At 38.4% G+C, this 16,023-nt stretch carries 15 protein-coding genes and 1 tRNA gene; 7 read left to right on the top strand and 9 right to left on the bottom strand.

What is annotated here, in order from left to right; genetic code table 11:
• Positions 1 to 351: 351 nt before the first annotated feature.
• From ALW18_08630 to ALW18_08650, 5 genes are all read right to left on the bottom strand, one after another.
• Positions 352 to 1,320, bottom strand: coding sequence for a hypothetical protein (locus ALW18_08630; protein AOE52565.1), 969 nt, complete (start codon positions 1,318 to 1,320; stop codon positions 352 to 354).
• 537 nt (positions 1,321 to 1,857) lie between these two features.
• Positions 1,858 to 1,945 (bottom strand) — tRNA-Ser (locus ALW18_08635).
• 48 nt (positions 1,946 to 1,993) lie between these two features.
• A complete protein-coding gene (locus ALW18_08640; protein ID AOE52566.1) occupies positions 1,994 to 3,022 on the bottom strand; it encodes a 1-alkyl-2-acetylglycerophosphocholine esterase in 1,029 nt (342 codons plus the stop codon).
• Complete coding sequence (locus ALW18_08645) at positions 3,012 to 4,148, bottom strand: glycerol acyltransferase (protein AOE52567.1); 1,137 nt, start codon at positions 4,146 to 4,148, stop codon at positions 3,012 to 3,014. The genes ALW18_08640 and ALW18_08645 overlap by 11 nt, the downstream gene beginning before the upstream one ends.
• A gap of 68 nt (positions 4,149 to 4,216) precedes the next feature.
• Positions 4,217 to 4,984 (bottom strand): hydrolase TatD, encoded by a 768-nt coding sequence (locus ALW18_08650; GenBank protein AOE52568.1) that lies wholly within the window; start codon positions 4,982 to 4,984, stop codon positions 4,217 to 4,219.
• A 99-nt stretch (positions 4,985 to 5,083) separates the two neighbouring features.
• Here ALW18_08650 and ALW18_08655 point away from each other — a divergent pair, with 99 nt between their 5' ends.
• The 4 genes from ALW18_08655 (at position 5,084) to ALW18_08670 (ending at position 8,584) form a co-directional block, all read left to right on the top strand.
• On the top strand, positions 5,084 to 5,521 hold the full coding sequence (locus ALW18_08655; protein ID AOE52569.1) for an acid protease: 438 nt from the start codon (positions 5,084 to 5,086) through the stop codon (positions 5,519 to 5,521).
• A gap of 105 nt (positions 5,522 to 5,626) precedes the next feature.
• Entirely contained in the window at positions 5,627 to 6,775 is a 1,149-nt protein-coding gene (locus tag ALW18_08660) for a hypothetical protein (protein ID AOE52570.1), read from the top strand.
• Between the two features lie 97 nt (positions 6,776 to 6,872).
• Complete coding sequence (locus ALW18_08665; protein ID AOE52571.1) at positions 6,873 to 7,166, top strand: hypothetical protein; 294 nt, start codon at positions 6,873 to 6,875, stop codon at positions 7,164 to 7,166.
• A 371-nt stretch (positions 7,167 to 7,537) separates the two neighbouring features.
• Positions 7,538 to 8,584 (top strand): hypothetical protein, encoded by a 1,047-nt coding sequence (locus ALW18_08670; protein AOE52572.1) that lies wholly within the window; start codon positions 7,538 to 7,540, stop codon positions 8,582 to 8,584.
• A gap of 139 nt (positions 8,585 to 8,723) precedes the next feature.
• Here ALW18_08670 and ALW18_08675 read toward each other — a convergent pair whose 3' ends face one another.
• A complete protein-coding gene (locus ALW18_08675; protein ID AOE52573.1) occupies positions 8,724 to 9,968 on the bottom strand; it encodes a 2-oxoglutarate dehydrogenase in 1,245 nt (414 codons plus the stop codon).
• A gap of 56 nt (positions 9,969 to 10,024) precedes the next feature.
• Complete coding sequence (locus ALW18_08680) at positions 10,025 to 12,817, bottom strand: 2-oxoglutarate dehydrogenase (GenBank protein AOE54361.1); 2,793 nt, start codon at positions 12,815 to 12,817, stop codon at positions 10,025 to 10,027.
• Positions 12,818 to 12,944: 127 nt separating this feature from the next.
• Between ALW18_08680 and ALW18_08685 the strand changes: the two genes are divergently transcribed.
• Positions 12,945 to 13,472 carry a hypothetical protein gene (locus tag ALW18_08685; GenBank protein AOE54362.1) on the top strand — a complete coding sequence of 176 codons (528 nt, stop codon included), beginning with the start codon at positions 12,945 to 12,947 and terminating at the stop codon, positions 13,470 to 13,472.
• Between the two features lie 10 nt (positions 13,473 to 13,482).
• Complete coding sequence (locus tag ALW18_08690) at positions 13,483 to 13,947, top strand: hypothetical protein (GenBank protein ID AOE52574.1); 465 nt, start codon at positions 13,483 to 13,485, stop codon at positions 13,945 to 13,947.
• Here the strand turns inward: ALW18_08690 and ALW18_08695 are convergent.
• Together ALW18_08695 and ALW18_08700 are read right to left on the bottom strand one after the other, a co-directional pair.
• Positions 13,944 to 14,297 (bottom strand): hypothetical protein, encoded by a 354-nt coding sequence (locus tag ALW18_08695; protein ID AOE52575.1) that lies wholly within the window; start codon positions 14,295 to 14,297, stop codon positions 13,944 to 13,946. The genes ALW18_08690 and ALW18_08695 overlap by 4 nt on opposite strands.
• Entirely contained in the window at positions 14,297 to 15,271 is a 975-nt protein-coding gene (locus ALW18_08700) for a polyprenyl synthetase (GenBank protein AOE52576.1), read from the bottom strand. Before ALW18_08700 ends, ALW18_08695 begins: the two co-directional genes overlap by 1 nt.
• Before the next feature lie 139 nt (positions 15,272 to 15,410).
• On the opposite strand from ALW18_08700, the gene ALW18_08705 reads away from it, so the two are divergent.
• The gene (locus tag ALW18_08705; GenBank protein AOE52577.1) at positions 15,411 to 16,007 is read left to right on the top strand and encodes a TetR family transcriptional regulator; all 597 of its coding nucleotides are present in this window, start codon (positions 15,411 to 15,413) and stop codon (positions 16,005 to 16,007) included.
• Positions 16,008 to 16,023: the final 16 nt, after the last annotated feature.

The following is a 16,023-nucleotide window of genomic DNA, read 5'->3' on the forward strand; positions in this document are numbered from 1 at the left end:
ATGAAAAGAGCCTGAATCCTTTATGATTCGGTGCTACTCTACAGAAGGTGATTGCCAGCGTTGAGAAAGTTTTGAGGAATGGTTCAAAAGAGATTATAGAATCTGTTAAAACTTACCTCATACTTGAAGGTAGCCTTAAAGTTCTAACACAGCCTGGAGAATTAAATAAAGTAGACTTTAAGCCATGAAAGGAAATTATGAACAGCATCTGACATTTAAAGAGACCTTTCTAAGCCTCCTAAAACAAAAAGAAGCTGAAGTCAGCAACTAAAAGTAATCGCTTAATTCTCACCCATACCAGTCTATGATAATATAAAAGCTGCTATGGCAGGAGATTTCTATTTCTAACTGCTATTTTCTTACAGAGTCTAAACTCTTTATATAAGCTTCAACTTTAACATCCGTAATACTATCCATTTGTTTCCATTTAGCCCTCATACTATCGAGTTGAACCTTAAACTTTGCAACATCGCCAGCTTCCCTATAGCTCTTAGTTTCAAAAAAAACATCTGTCTTAATAATTTTTACCGCCTGAACAGTCGTATCTTCCTTGCGCTCAACATTAACAAAAACATAGAGGTCATTTAGATAGGCGATACGATATATGCAAGTAGAATCTTCTTCTTTCATACTTTCCAACAAGTTATGAGCATTTTCAATGTTCTGAGGCAGTACAAACGCCTTATTAAAGTTAGATAACACATTAAAGAAAGCATATAAGACATATAGTGTAGTTAAAATGGATAATACACTCGTGCTGAATTTAAGCAACTTACTGGCATGAATGTCTTCAGCTTTTAAATTGAATATTGCCATTAGAGCGGAAGAGAAAAAAAGCATAAAAGTTATGACAATTGCAATAATGATTGGGATCATTACAACTTTAACAAAGTCTAAGTCATGGTACATAAACCTGTCTAACTTAATTAAGAAAAGCACTATACCACCACACAAACCAAGATAGCCAATAGTAGTAGCAATTCTTTCCCCTCTCGTTTTTTCCGAACTCTGTTCTATCTTCTCTTGGTTATCATTTTTTTTGAAGAATCTGTAGCCTATGTATATGAACATACCCCACAAACAAAGCCAAATCATTAATATAATACCATCGGAAAGAAGTTGGCTAATTGAAAAAAACCTTATATATGAAATAGACGTAGTTCCTAATGAGACAACCTGCCATAGTCCACCTAACAAGGTTGGAATTAAGAGAATAATCGTTATATGTTCACTGACGAATTTAATATAACTTTTTATTTTTCCAATAAATCCGGAATCCTGTATTACTCCGGAAACTTCTTTATTTTCCTGACCACTCATAGACATATATTTACATTTACAATAATACAAATAATCTTACATTATTATAAAAATATCCCATCCTAAATATCTATTATCATACAGAATAAGTTATTTCTTGTCATTTCTTACTATCCTTCCACACAAAAAAAAATACAAAAAAAAATATATAACGCACCTGCGTTATATACTGTATTGAAATACACGCCTCCACCTCAAAAAGGAAAATGACAATAATTTGACTAGGTGGGTCAATTTAGAACAAAACTGCAAAAGAGTTTTGAACTTTTTTATATTGCCTCCGGCATGTGTGAGATACCCTATACAACAATATATACATTAATAGTTTGACATTCCCATAAAGACATATCCAACTACGGGGATTTAACACAATAATACTTAAGCAAACACATTGTATCATAATATTTAAGCAATCGCGATATAATTCTATTTGCTGCCGTTCATACGTATATAACAGAACGTTGACTATATGTTGACTAATTTTAAATAAAAAAGCCCGCAATTAGCTATAAATAAGCTTAATGCAGACTTTTAAAGCAGAGAGGAAGGGATTCGAACCCTCGATACCCTTGTGGAGTATACACACTTTCCAGGCGTGCGCCTTCGACCACTCGGCCACCTCTCTAATTATGCGGGCAAAAATAGGTTATATATATGGATATAAAAAACTTAATTATGACAATTCACCACGCAGCGATGATTCGAAAAGTGGTTTAAATTGTGCATCCGGTATTTGCTGTCCTAACAGGTACATCATTTTTGTAATGGCTGCTTCGGTCGTTATATCTGCACCCGATATCACTCCTATTTCCTTAAGCATAGTGCTAGTTTCGTAATGCCCCATATTTACGCTGCCTCCGGAACATTGGGTTACGTTTACAACATGAAGTCCGGAATTAATAGCCTTTTGAAGTATGTTTATAAACCAGTCTTCAGATGGCGCGTTACCGCTACCGTAGGTTTCTAAGACCAGTCCTTTCAATCCTGGTATAGCTACAATGGCAGACAATACTGCCTCGCTTATTCCCGGGAACATTTTCACAATAACCACATTAGAATCCATATCCATGCTAACTTTAAAGTCGGCATCGCCACTTGCAGGCAGCAAAAGGTCGTTGCTTACTTTAAGGTGAACGCCGCTTTCGGCAAGGGCAGGATAATTGGGTGCAGTGAAAGCATTAAAATGTTCGGCACTTATTTTTGTGGTACGGTTACCACGATACAGCTTGTACTCAAAGTAAAGGCATACTTCCTGAATTACAGGTTGATTCTTATGCCTTAACGAGGCTATCTGTATAGCTGTAATAAGATTCTCTTTAGCATCGGTACGCAAATCGCCAATGGGCAATTGAGAACCTGTAAACACAACCGGTTTCTTAAGGTTCTCCAGCATAAAGCTGAGTGCTGATGCCGAGTATGACATGGTATCTGACCCATGAAGGATAACAAAACCATCGAAATAATCGTAGTTGTTTTCTATTATAGAAGCGATCTTAACCCATTTAGACGCATCCATGTTTGATGAATCTATTGGCTTATCAAAAGATACTGTTTGTATAACGCAGTCCAGCTGTTTAAGTTCGGGGATGCGCTGAAGCAATTTTTTAAAATCGAATACCTTTAAGGCTCCGGTTTCAAAATTCTTAACCATACCAATGGTTCCGCCTGTGTAAACAAGTAAGATGTTTGGCTTAGATTGCATTCTCGTATTTCATTTTATTAACCACAGGATTTGCATACATAGCAAGAAAACCGTCTCTAATTATCTTGTTTTCTATGTCTATACGCATTTCAAGCCTTCTTTCAAAAAGCATCTTCTCCTTTTCGGTATAATGAGCCGCGAAATGATTGGTATCATTAAGCAGATCGTAAGCAATATAGTTGGTAGGCCAAAGCTTGTAGGTCGTAATAATAGAGTCGTCTATTACCTGAGCCAGTGCCTGTATTTGTTTGTTCTGATTCTCGTTTTGAGCGGTAATGGCATCAAGCTCTTCTTCCAGTACTTCGCCAACAGAAATATGTATACGTTTCTTTTGCCCCATAATACCACTAATAAGTGTGGTAAAATCTTCGTTTTTCTCTTTAATGTATACTTCGTCGTTAGCTTCTGCTATAAGCCTTGGCATCTTCAGCATATCGGTTGGGTCGTATTCGTAAGAAATTGAAACCGGAACAATTTTGATTTTCTTAAAATAGTCCATCAGGTTTTTTTCGTCAGATGCCATAGCAAGCATCTTAAGAACACCCTGCTGGGTAGTATCGTTACCATCTTTAGTACGCCCCTCACGCTGTGCTATCCATACCGAACGGTTTTCGCGCGATAGCAACTGGTAAATATACTCAGACATTAGTTTAGAACTTTGCAGCAATTCCCTTGGTGTAAGGCTGCGTTGTACCAGGAAGTTCCTGTTTAGGCGCGATAATGTATGTAAAAATGCTTTTTGCACAAGATTATCGCCAATTGCAGAAGCCGTCATTATTAATCCGTGATCGTAAAGCGATACATTGATTAAAGACGTGTCTAATATGATATCCCTGTGGTTGGAAATAAACAGGTACGGAGTATGTTTGTCCAGCTTTTCGAACCCCGAAGTAGTAAGCCCGTCAGAACTTTTTTGCAATACCTGCTGAATGGCAGGATAAATAAAATTAATCTGGAAATCTCTCTTAGAGTGTGTCTTCTTTAGCTGGTTAGCCCATACCTCATCTTCCACGTCCGGGAATGTGAAGCTCATGAGCGCCTTCATCATAGGGTGTTGTACTACACTGCATAGAGCCTCGTTAACCTCACTATCATAAAAAGGCCTTATATGATCAAATTTCGACATGTACTTCTTTATGGTTAAAACAATTCACAAATGAACAAAAAAATTATGAATTTAACGGATATTCTTTGTTAAATCCCGTAAACCTCTTTCGAGTTTTGGGTGGTAATTTCGGCGATCTTTTCTACCGGCAAATTATAAATTTCGGCAAGTTTTTCTGCCACCAGTAATGTATAGCTGCTCTCATTTCGTTTGCCCCTGTACGGCACAGGCGAAAGGTATGGCGAATCTGTCTCTAATACAATGTGTTTCAGATCTATATCTGCTAAAAACTGATCTATCCTTCCGTTTTTAAAAGTAGCGACCCCTCCTATCCCTAATTTCATGTTGTAGGAGATGGCTTTTTGTGCCTGCTCAAAATCGCCCGTAAAGCAATGGAATATTCCATACAAACCGTCTCCCTTTTCACACTCCAGCACCTCAAAAACCTCGTTAAAAGCGTCGCGGCAGTGAATATTTATTGGCAGCTTATATTTTTTAGCCAGTTGAATCTGGTATTTAAACGCATGCTGCTGTTCTGCAAGTCGGGTTTTATCCCAATACAGGTCAATACCAATTTCCCCTACGGCAGCAAATTTACGGCTTGCCAATTCGCGCTCTACATGTGCCAGCTCTTCTTCATAATTTTCTTTTACATAAGTCGGGTGTAGCCCCATCATAAGAAAAACATTCTCTGGGTACTGTTCCTGCAGGCTGTACATCTGCTGTGTGTACGACGAATCTATAGAAGGCACAAACAGGCGTGTAACACCTGCATCAAAAGCGCGCTGCATCATGGCATCGCGGTCCTGCTGAAATTCTTCACTGTAAATATGGGTATGGGTATCGGTAAGGATCATCATTGCAATTTTGGTCTGCTAAATTACAAAGTTGACCTGTCTTTTAATATAATTATATGATAATTTAAAGTATTTTTGAAATAAAGCAAACCCTGAAAAATGGAAAATTTATACGCCACATTACAAGATAAGGGCTACACCCGAATAAAATTTAAGCTATCTAAAACCCAGCATTTGCTGATTAAAGGAAAAATAAACGGTATTGAGGGCAATTTTATATTAGACACCGGAGCCTCTAACAGCTGTGTAGGATTTGAAGGCATTGAACACTTTGAGCTTTCGGCTACCGATTCTGACACTAAAGCGGCAGGCGCCGGAGGAACAGGTATGCTTACTCAGACATCCTTAAAAAACAAGCTTAAACTGGGACGGTGGGCCAGCAAAAACTTCGGACTGGTAATTTTTGATATGTCGCACGTAAACGAGGCACTTCGCCAGTATAAGGCCAAACCTGTGCATGGCATTATTGGTGCCGATATACTTATGAAAGGCAAGGCAATTATTGATTATTATAATCATTGCGTTTATCTTAAATAGCATAAGAGTGTAAATAATCAAAGAATGATACTCCGGAACCCGCTATACTATTTAGCGGGTTCTTTTTTTCGTTAGATTTGTAACCAACCTTAAAATCAATAAATTATGAAAAAACTTTTACTTTTTCTGCTTTTATCTACAGCAGGCTATGCACAATTAAATATCCCCGAGTCACCAGACATTGTAGTGTGCGATACAGATGGAGATGGCATTACTACTTTCGACCTGACAATTCAAGATGCAGCTTTACTTGGCGGATTACCGCCTTCGCAATATAGTGTTGCTTATTTTGAAACAGAGAGTGAGGCTAATTTTAATGCAAACGCAATTTTCACTCCTGAAAACTATGTGAACACAGTAGCTTTTTCACAATCGATCTACGCAAAAGTGCAAAGTATAACCGATGCCGATGAATTTGCAACTACCGAATTTAAGCTTATTGTGAACACCGCACCTGTTTTAGTGAATATACAGCCATTAATAGCTTTCGATAACGAACTGCCTTACGAAGACTTAACAACACAGGTAAACCTTACAGCTTATATTGAAGAATTGGCAAGCGACATGAATATTGAAGGAGTAATTATTAATTTTTATACTTCATTAGAAGATTCTCAAAATAACACCAACCCAATTTTAAGTGCTAATACTTATTCAGTTACCGAAGAAGACACCATATTTTACGTGATACAAAACGCTGAAGGGTGTTCTTTTAGTAGCAGCTTTACGTTAATAGTGCTTCCCGGAGATTATGAGACTCCTGCCCCTATTGCTCCTGTAGCATTGACATTTACCGAAGGCGATACTCTTGGAGATATTGAACTTGAGGGGGAAAACATACTATGGTACAGTACCGATGGCACAATCACATTACCTCCTGACCCTGACGCAGACGCGCTACCATCTACTACAGTACTTGAAGACGGAAAAACATATTATGCAACTCAAACTGTCTATGGAATAGAAAGCAACGACCGCCTGCCTGTAACAGTAAACTTTACACTGGGACTTGATAATATTGCTTTCAAAGAACTTCAATATTTTCCTAATCCGGTTAAAAATAGTATCACAATTAACAATAACAATGAAATTGAATCTGTTACAATACTTAACAGTTTAGGGCAGACATTAAATTCTACAATTGTTAGAGGCGGTAATATAGAAGCGGATCTATCTTATTTATCAAGCGGAATTTATTTTATAAAACTCGCTTCGGGCAATCATTACAAAACCCTTAAGATAATTAAAGAATAACACACTAAATTGTAAGAAATCCCGTTTTAAAACAACGGGATTTTTTTATACCTTATAATCATCAGCCAATTACCCCACTACTAATTTCATTCCCACCATGAAAAAGTTACTTAAAAACCTCTTTCAAAAAGGTAGCTGTACAGCTACTTTTAAAATAGGCAACCCAAAAAACCTTACCGCAATAGATAACAACAGTGACGGCTTTGCTGTTTTTAACCTTTACACTAACAACGATGCCGTACTAGAGGGACTTGACATTACGCAGTATACGGTACATTATTTTGAGTCGGAAGAAATGGCTATAACTAACATAGCACCACTTGAGGAAGCATGGAGCTACTACAATATAAAACCACATACAGAAATTATCTATGTTAGGGTGACTGATTAAAAAAATCGTTCTGCTTATGCAGTAAGCTCATTTACTATTACAACACTAACTGATAAAAAAGTTAACAAATATGAACTTTTGTTCTAATATAACAAATCCAATATTAATTAAAAGTTAATTATTCACTTCTTGTGATAAAATGATCGTTTTTCAACAAAAAACTCATCATCAACAACTTAACCAAACAACCAATGTTAAGAAAATTTTAACTTAAGACTTTACTTACATCGGTTTTATGTGTCATTCAAAGAATATTTAGAGATTGTAAACTTTACTTTTTTACATTCGTCAGGCAGTTAAACAACAGTAAAATGCTAGCTATCTGACGTTTATCTACAAAAGAATTGAACCAATCAAAATCTAATTATTTTATGAAACCAATCTTACTTTTTAAAGCTGCAATCGTGGCTTTACTCTTTGCCGCATGTAGCAGCGAAGAAAATGTGGCCAACTCGCCAGATTCAAGAAAAATACCTACTAAAGCGAATTCGCAACTGGGAGAGCTACAACGAAAAGCCAATCTAAATCTTACTCAAAAGTTTTCCTTTAATGCTAAAGAGAAAGCGGTAAAGTTCGAAACTAAAAAAGGAGTTGTTATTAGCCTTAATCCACAGGAATTACGTTTAAACGGACAGCCTGTAACAGGAACAGTAAATGTTGAATTTATCGAGATATTTAGTGTTGGAAATATGGTTACTGCCAATAAAACTACAATGGCTTATGCTCCGGGAAGCTCGCGCGAGCCGGCAGAAAGAAGATTAAACGCTTTAGTTTCCGGCGGGGAGTTTTTCATTAACATGACAAACGAACAAGGGGTAAAACTAGATGACGGAACACCCATTACACTAACAGTTCCGGTAAAACTTACCGAAAATCCAGATAATCCAAGAGATCCAGGGTCAGAGGGTATGTTAGGATGGGTATCTACGGGAGAAGATACTAATGGTGACGGCGCACCAGATCTTGAAGGAGATGTAACATGGGAGCCACCAAGAGAAGGGGAAGTTGTAGTACCTGTTGTAGATGAAAAATATATATTTGAGATCTTAAGCTTCGGCTGGTGTAACATTGACAAGCTTCGCCAGGTTCCCGGCCCAACAACTACACTTTCTATTAAAGTACCTGCTGCATATAACATTGGTAATTCTAAATGTTACCTGGCGTATCAGGCCATTAGTAACTCTTTAGCGCCAATGGATGAATTTGATTACAGCACAAACAGCTTTAAAGAACATTACGGGCAAGTGCCAATTGGACTAAACTGTTATGCAATATTAGTGTCAGAACAAAATGGCCAGTGGGCTTACGCTGTAAAACCTGCAGTAGTTGCCGCTAACGGCGTAATTACAATCAACCAGTCTGACATATCGTTTACCACAGAAGCTTCGCTTATCGCTGCTCTGGACGCGTTACCATAAGACGTACAAACCAACCAACCCCGAAGAAGCCTCATGTACACATGGGGCTTCTTTATTTTACATAGTAAACTATTGAACATTATAAAAAACAAAACCCGCTCAATGAGCGGGTTTTGTTTTTTATAATCGGGCCTGAAAACTATAGTTCAAGCGCTTTTTTAGGATTGTTGTCCATAAGCAGTTCTACAGGGTTTTCTAAACCTTCTTTAACCGCTACAAGGAAACCAACTGACTCACGTCCGTCGATGATTCTGTGGTCATACGATAATGCAACATACATCATTGGGTGAATTTCAACCTTACCGTTTACAGCGATAGGGCGCTCAATGATATTGTGCATACCAAGGATACCAGACTGCGGAGGGTTGATGATTGGCGTAGATAACATACTACCAAATACACCACCGTTAGTAATTGTAAAAGTACCGCCTGTCATATCGTCAACAGTAATCTGGCCGTCACGTGCACGAAGTGCAAGACGTTTGATTTCTGCTTCGATACCACGGAAAGTTAGTCCTTCAGCATTTCTTACAACCGGTACCATTAGCCCCTTAGGACCCGATACTGCGATAGAAACGTCAACGAAATCGTAAGCCACTTTATAGTCGCCATCCATCATTGAGTTAACATCAGGGAATAACTGTAAAGCTCTTACAACTGCTTTAGTGAAGAAAGACATATAACCAAGGCTTACACCACCGTGTTTAGCTTTGAATGCATCTTTAAATTCGTTTCTTACATTGTTAACAGGCGTCATGTTTACTTCATTAAATGTAGTAAGCATTGCTGTTTCGTTTTTAGCCGACACCAAACGCTCTGCAACCTTCCTGCGAAGCATAGAAAGCTTAGTACGCTCAGAACCACGGTTACCACCTGTTGGTGTTCCCATAGACGGTACTGCATTTACAGCATCATCTTTAGTAATCCTTCCGCCTTTACCTGTACCGGAAACGCTTGAAGAATCTATGTTTTTCTCGTCTAATATTTTTCTTGCAGCCGGAGAAGGTGTACCTGTAGCATACGTTTTCTCAGCAGCAGGGGCAGCTTTTGGCTCCTCTTTCTTTTCTTCTTTCTTAGGCTCTTCTTTTTTCTCTTCCTCTTTAGGAGCTTCAGCAGCTTTTTCTGTTGCAGCACCGTCCGGTTTAGCTCCTTCAGTGTCAATAAGGCAAACTACCTGCCCAACTTTTACCGCGTCACCTTCTTCTGCCTTAAGTGTAATAATACCGCTTACTTCGGCAGGAAGCTCAAGGGTTGCTTTATCTGAATCAACTTCGGCAATAGCCTGGTCTTTCTCTACATAATCTCCGTCTTTTACCAGCCATGTTGCAATTTCAACTTCTGTAATTGACTCCCCCGGTGAAGGGACTTTCATTTCTAAAATCATGTCAGTATAATTTTATTGGTGTTCCTATCTTTTTTGAAATATCAAAAGTACGATAATTAATTAAATAAGTTTTTATCAAAAACCATTGCTATAGCAGCTGCATGACGTTTTTTAGAACGTGTGTAGCTACCTGCTGCCGGTGCACTGTAAGCTTTAAGGGCTGCAAGCCTGAATTTCACTTCCGTAAAGTTCATAAGCATGTAGCTGTAAGCACCCATGTTTCTTGGCTCTTCCTGTGCCCATACATAATCATCGGCATTAGGATATTTAGCTATAATTTCTTTAATCTGTTCTACCGGTAATGGGAATAACTGCTCTATCCTTACAAAAGCTACATCATCACGGTTAAGGTTTTCCCTTTCTGCAATAAGGTCGTAGTAGAATTTACCTGTAACAAATACAAGTGTTTTTACTTTGTTAGCATCTGCTGCAGGATCGTCAAGCACTTCCTGGAAGCTTCCGTTTGCAAATTCATCTACTGTAGAAACTACAAGCGGATGACGTAGTAAGCTCTTAGGTGTAAACACGATAAGCGGCTTACGGAAGTTTGTTTTCATCTGCCTTCTTAAAAGGTGGAAGAAGTTTGCCGGCGTTGTACAGTCTGCCACATACATATTGTGGTTTGCACAAAGCTGAAGGTAACGCTCCATACGTGCAGAAGAGTGTTCTGCACCCTGGCCTTCGTAACCGTGAGGCAATAACATTACAAGTCCGTTCTGGTTGTTCCATTTGTCTTCGGCAGCAGATATATACTGATCCAGCATGATTTGCGCACCGTTAGAGAAGTCACCAAACTGGGCCTCCCAAATGGTAAGTGTTTTAGGGCTTGCAAGGGCATAACCATAATCAAAACCTACAACACCATATTCTGAAAGCAGTGAATTGTAAATATGGAATTTACCTTTCTGGTCTTTCAGGTTATTAAGAAGAATTACTTCTTCTTCAGAATCTTCAACTTTAACTACCGCATGACGGTGAGAAAAGGTTCCCCTCTCTACATCCTGTCCTGAGATACGCACGTCATAACCCTCTGTAAGCAATGATCCGTAAGCAAGAAGCTCGGCCATAGCCCAGTCCAGTTTATCCGTTTCAAAGTACATGTTCTTTCTATCGTTTATAAGCTTTTGAATCTTGTTTATAAACTTTTTATCAGAAGGAAGCTCTGTTATAACTTTAGCGATATCGGTAAGTATATCTTTAGAGAAAGCAGTGTTTACTTTTTTAAGCATTTCCTGCTCGTCAGCCTGCTCATATCCTTCCCACTCGTTCAGCATGAACGGAGTAATGATGGTAAGGTCTTTTTTTCTTGATGCTTCAAGGTTTTCCTCAAGTTTGGCTTTGTATTCTTTTTCAAGTCCGCCAACGTAATCAGCAGCAATAACTCCGGCTTCTACCAGCTTTTCAGCATAGATATCCCTTGGATTTTTGTGCTTAGCGATAATCTTGTATAGTTTAGGCTGCGTAAAACGAGGCTCATCACCTTCGTTGTGACCGTATTTTCTGTACCCTAAAAGGTCAATAAATACATCGCTGCCAAATTCCATCCTGTAGTCTAAGGCAAACATCATAGCATGAACTACCGCTTCTGCATCGTCTGCATTTACGTGAAGTACCGGTGATAATGTTACTTTAGCAACGTCTGTACAATAGGTAGACGAACGTGCATCAAGATAGTTGGTTGTAAAACCTACCTGGTTATTTACCACAAGGTGAATTGTACCTCCGGTTTTGTAACCGTCAAGCTTAGCCATCTGAACAATTTCGTAAACAATACCCTGACCGGCAACAGCGGCATCACCGTGAAGCGCGATAGGTAACACTTTAGAGAAATCGTCGGCATAGTGCCTGTCCTGTTTAGCCCTTGCAATACCTTCTATAACTGCACCTACAGTTTCAAGGTGCGAAGGGTTTGGAGCAAGGTTAATGTTTATATGTTTACCGTTCCTTGTTTGTTTGTCTGCCGTAAGGCCAAGGTGGTATTTTACGTCGCCATCAAAAAGAGCATCGTCATCGTAGTCTTTACCGTCAAACTCGCTGAAGATATCAGAAGTTGACTTACCAAATACGTTTGCAAGTACGTTAAGGCGACCCCTGTGCGCCATACCCATAACAAATTGCTCTACACCTTTATCCGCAGCTGCCTCAATAAGTGCATCAAGTGCAGGAATAAGCGATTCTCCACCCTCAAGTGAGAAACGTTTCTGTCCAACGTATTTTGTATGAAGGAAGTTCTCAAAAGAAACAGCCTCATTAAGTTTGCCCAGAATGTTTTTCTTCTGCTCTGCAGAGAAATCCGGTTGGTTATTGTTAGCAGAAAGTTTGTTCTGAATCCATTTGCGTACTTCCGGGTCACGGATGTACATGTACTCGATACCAATGTGCTGGCAGTATACCTGCCTTAAATGGTCAACGATCTGTTTAAGGGTTGCGTTTTGAAGCCCTACCTCTTTACCTGCATCAAACACAGTATCAAGATCGGCATCAGAAAGGCCAAAATTGTCAAGTGCTAACGATGGGGTAAAAATCCTCCTGTCCCTAACCGGATTGGTTTTGGTAAACAGGTGGCCGCGTGTACGGTAACCTTCGATAAGGTTTAAAACCTTAAATTCTTTTTGAAGTTTTTCGGGAATACCCGAGTAATCAGAAACAGGCTGGGCCGCTACTGTAGCTGCCTGACCTGGCACATCCAGCGTTTCGAAACCAGACCCGTAGCTCTCACTACCAAAATCAAACCCCTGGAAAAAACTTCTCCAGCTTGGTTCAACACTGTCGGGATTCTCTATATATTGATCGTATAAATCTGCAAAAAAAGCAGTATGTGCTGCGTTTAAAAAGGAAAACCTGTCCATACTTATGTCTTTTATGACCTTGTTTTTAAAAAATTTACTGCAAAAGTACAATAATTGTAATAATCTTTCAGTGTTTTTTATACTTTTATATTTACAACTATTCACAATACGCATCATGAAATCAGGCATTTTCATTTTTTTAACAAAACGTTCACTATTAGTGTGTTTGCTATTGTTTTCTGTCATTTCTAATGCGCAGGACAGTGATTTTTGGGATAGGGTTCGTTTCGGCGGCGGATTAGGCCTTGGTTTTGGCAGCGGATATACCGATGTTACGATTGCTCCCGGTGCTATTTATCAGTTTAACGAATATGTTGCGCTTGGCGCAGGATTGCAGTTTAGTTATGTAGACCAAAAGAACTTTTATTCCGCTAAGATGTATGGTGCCAATGGTATAGTTTTATTTAACCCTATACCCGAAGTACAGCTTTCGGCAGAAGTAGAACAACTAAGGGTTAACCTTGATGTAGACACTGACCGCTTTGGACAATACGAAGGCTACAGCAGGGATTTCTGGAATACCGGATTGTTTTTAGGCGCAGGATATAACGTAGTAGATAACGTTACAATTGGCATACGCTACAACGTATTATATAACGATAATGACTTTGTATATAGCCAGGCATGGATGCCGTTTGTAAGGGTGTATTTTTAAGTACTAAAAAATGAAGAATACACTCTTGTTACTAACTACAATGTTTTCTCTTAGCCTTCTTTCTCAAAACACAAATATAATCCTTCAGGTAAATGAAAAAACGCTTGATTATGGAGAAGTGAGCAATCTTTATATTGATATTTTAAATTCAGATATTCCTGAAAAATATTATTTAAAATATTACCCAGGTGATTTAATTTTTGATGAAAAAATCTGGAATAAAATTAACTCCGACAGCATAGGAAAAGTCAGGCTTAATTTCGACTATTATACTTATAAAAAAGGAAAACAGCAGATTGCGAATTTTCACGTTGAATTAAACAAGAAATTATTGAATCAACATTATTTAATTATCGATGTATATGACTTTAGGGATAAAAAATATAAAAGATGGTATCAATACATAACCAAAGAAGATTATCTCGTTGAATTAATATATCCACAGAGTGGGCGCTATATTCGCATGGAAAACTAATACCTATTCCTAAACCATACTTTTTGCCACTCCCTTTTTAAAACTAAAAAGGCAACCTGTTCGGCAAGTTCACCAATATCTCCACCGCTTAAGGCTTTAATGTCTTTTTCGGGAACATCTATAATATACAGCAGGTTTAAATACTCTGCAAATTTATGCTGAATGAGGTTATACACCTTGTCCTGCACACCCAGCTTTAAATTAATAGGCGAAATGTCGGTATCAAAATCTACCGATTCGTTGGCAAGGGTAAAATCTTTATTAAGCTGCTCTACCAGCTTTACATAAAGCTGTTCTTTTTGCGCCTCAGATAATAAAAGGTCTGTATTAAGGGGTGCTGTAAACGTCATTATACATTTCTTTGCATTAGGCTTTCTCCAAAGTTCTTAAGAAGCAATTTGTTAGCGTCGGTAATATTTAGTTTTTCAAGTGTAGCAAAAGCTTTAAAAGTATAATCTTCAATGGCTTTTTTGGTAGCATCATCTGCACCTGTATGCCTGAATATATTTTTTACCGCCACCACTTTATCATCATGATCTTCCGGCTGCACAGCAAACCACTGTAAAAGATTTTCTCTTTCGAACTGGTTACCCTGTTCTAACGCTTTTAGATATAAGTATGTTTTTTTGTTTTCTATAATATCGCCACCAATCTGCTTCCCAAAAGTAGCCGGATCGCCAAAGGCATCAAGATAGTCGTCCTGAAGCTGGAAGGCAATACCAAGATTAAGTCCAAAATCATAGATAAGGTCACAGTTCTCTTCGGAAGTCTGTGCCACTATACCACCCATTTTCATGGCAGCAGCAACAAGCACCGCTGTTTTATATTCTATCATCTTAAGGTATTCTGCCTGAGAAACATCGTTACGTTGCTCAAAGTCAACATCCCACTGCTGGCCTTCGCAAACCTCTAATGCTGTTTTGCTGAACAATTTTGCAAGCGATCTGAAAACCTGCGGCTCATATTCTTCAAAATACTGGTACGCCAATATCAGCATAGCATCTCCCGAAAGTATAGCCGTATTAAGGTTCCACTTTTCATGCACTGTCTGATTGCCGCGCCTTAGCGGGGCATCATCCATAATATCATCATGCACTAAAGAAAAGTTATGAAACATCTCTACTGCAACGGCAGCCGGTAATGCCTCGCGGCAATCGGCACCAAAAATATCGGCAGTCATAAGTGTTAGCACAGGCCTCATACGCTTACCGCCAAGCGATAATATATACTGTATAGGGTTGTAAAGATTTACAGGTTCTTTTACTATAGATGTGTTTGCAAAATAATCGGAAACGATTTGCTGGTAGTGCACTATGGGCTGCATGTAGTATTTTTTTTTGCTAAAGTACCTCTTTTCTTTCTCTTACCAAAAGTTTATTACGCTACAAAAATCATAAAAAAACTTTGGAAACTTTTTTGGTTTTAAAAGTTTCCTGAACTACTTTTGCACCCGAATCATGATAATGAAAGAGACAATTTTACAGAAAGCGAACGATATGTTCCTTACACTTGGTTTTAAAAGTGTAACGATGGATGATATAGCCAATGAAATGAGCATATCTAAAAAAACAATCTATCAGCATTTTGCCAACAAGAATGAATTGGTAGAAGCCAGTACGACATCACTTTTTATAACTATTTCTGAAGGGATAGATGAAATATGCACTTTCGGACACAATTCTATTGAAGAGATTTTTATTATTCGTCAGTTTTTAATGAAGCACCTGAACAACGAAACAGCGTCGCCATTTTTTCAGCTTCAGAAGTTCTTCCCTCACACTTTTTCGGCATTAAGGCAAAAACAATTTGAGAAAATGCACGGCTGTATGATGGCGAGTATCGAAAAAGGTGTAAAGGCCGGTTTATACCGAAATGATGTCGATATAGATTTTGCATCACGAATTTACTTTACCGGACTTAGCGGCATTAAAGACACCGACATATTTCCCGACACACATAACATTAACGCAGTTACACGACAGTTTTTAGAATATCATGTAAGAGCTATTGCAACAGAAACCGGTATTGCCGAGCTAAAAAACGCACTTATAAAATATTAACAAAATATTAACATTT

The sequence above is a fragment of the Flavobacterium psychrophilum genome (assembly GCA_001708385.1).
Taxonomy (GTDB): Bacteria; Bacteroidota; Bacteroidia; order Flavobacteriales; family Flavobacteriaceae; genus Flavobacterium; species Flavobacterium psychrophilum_A.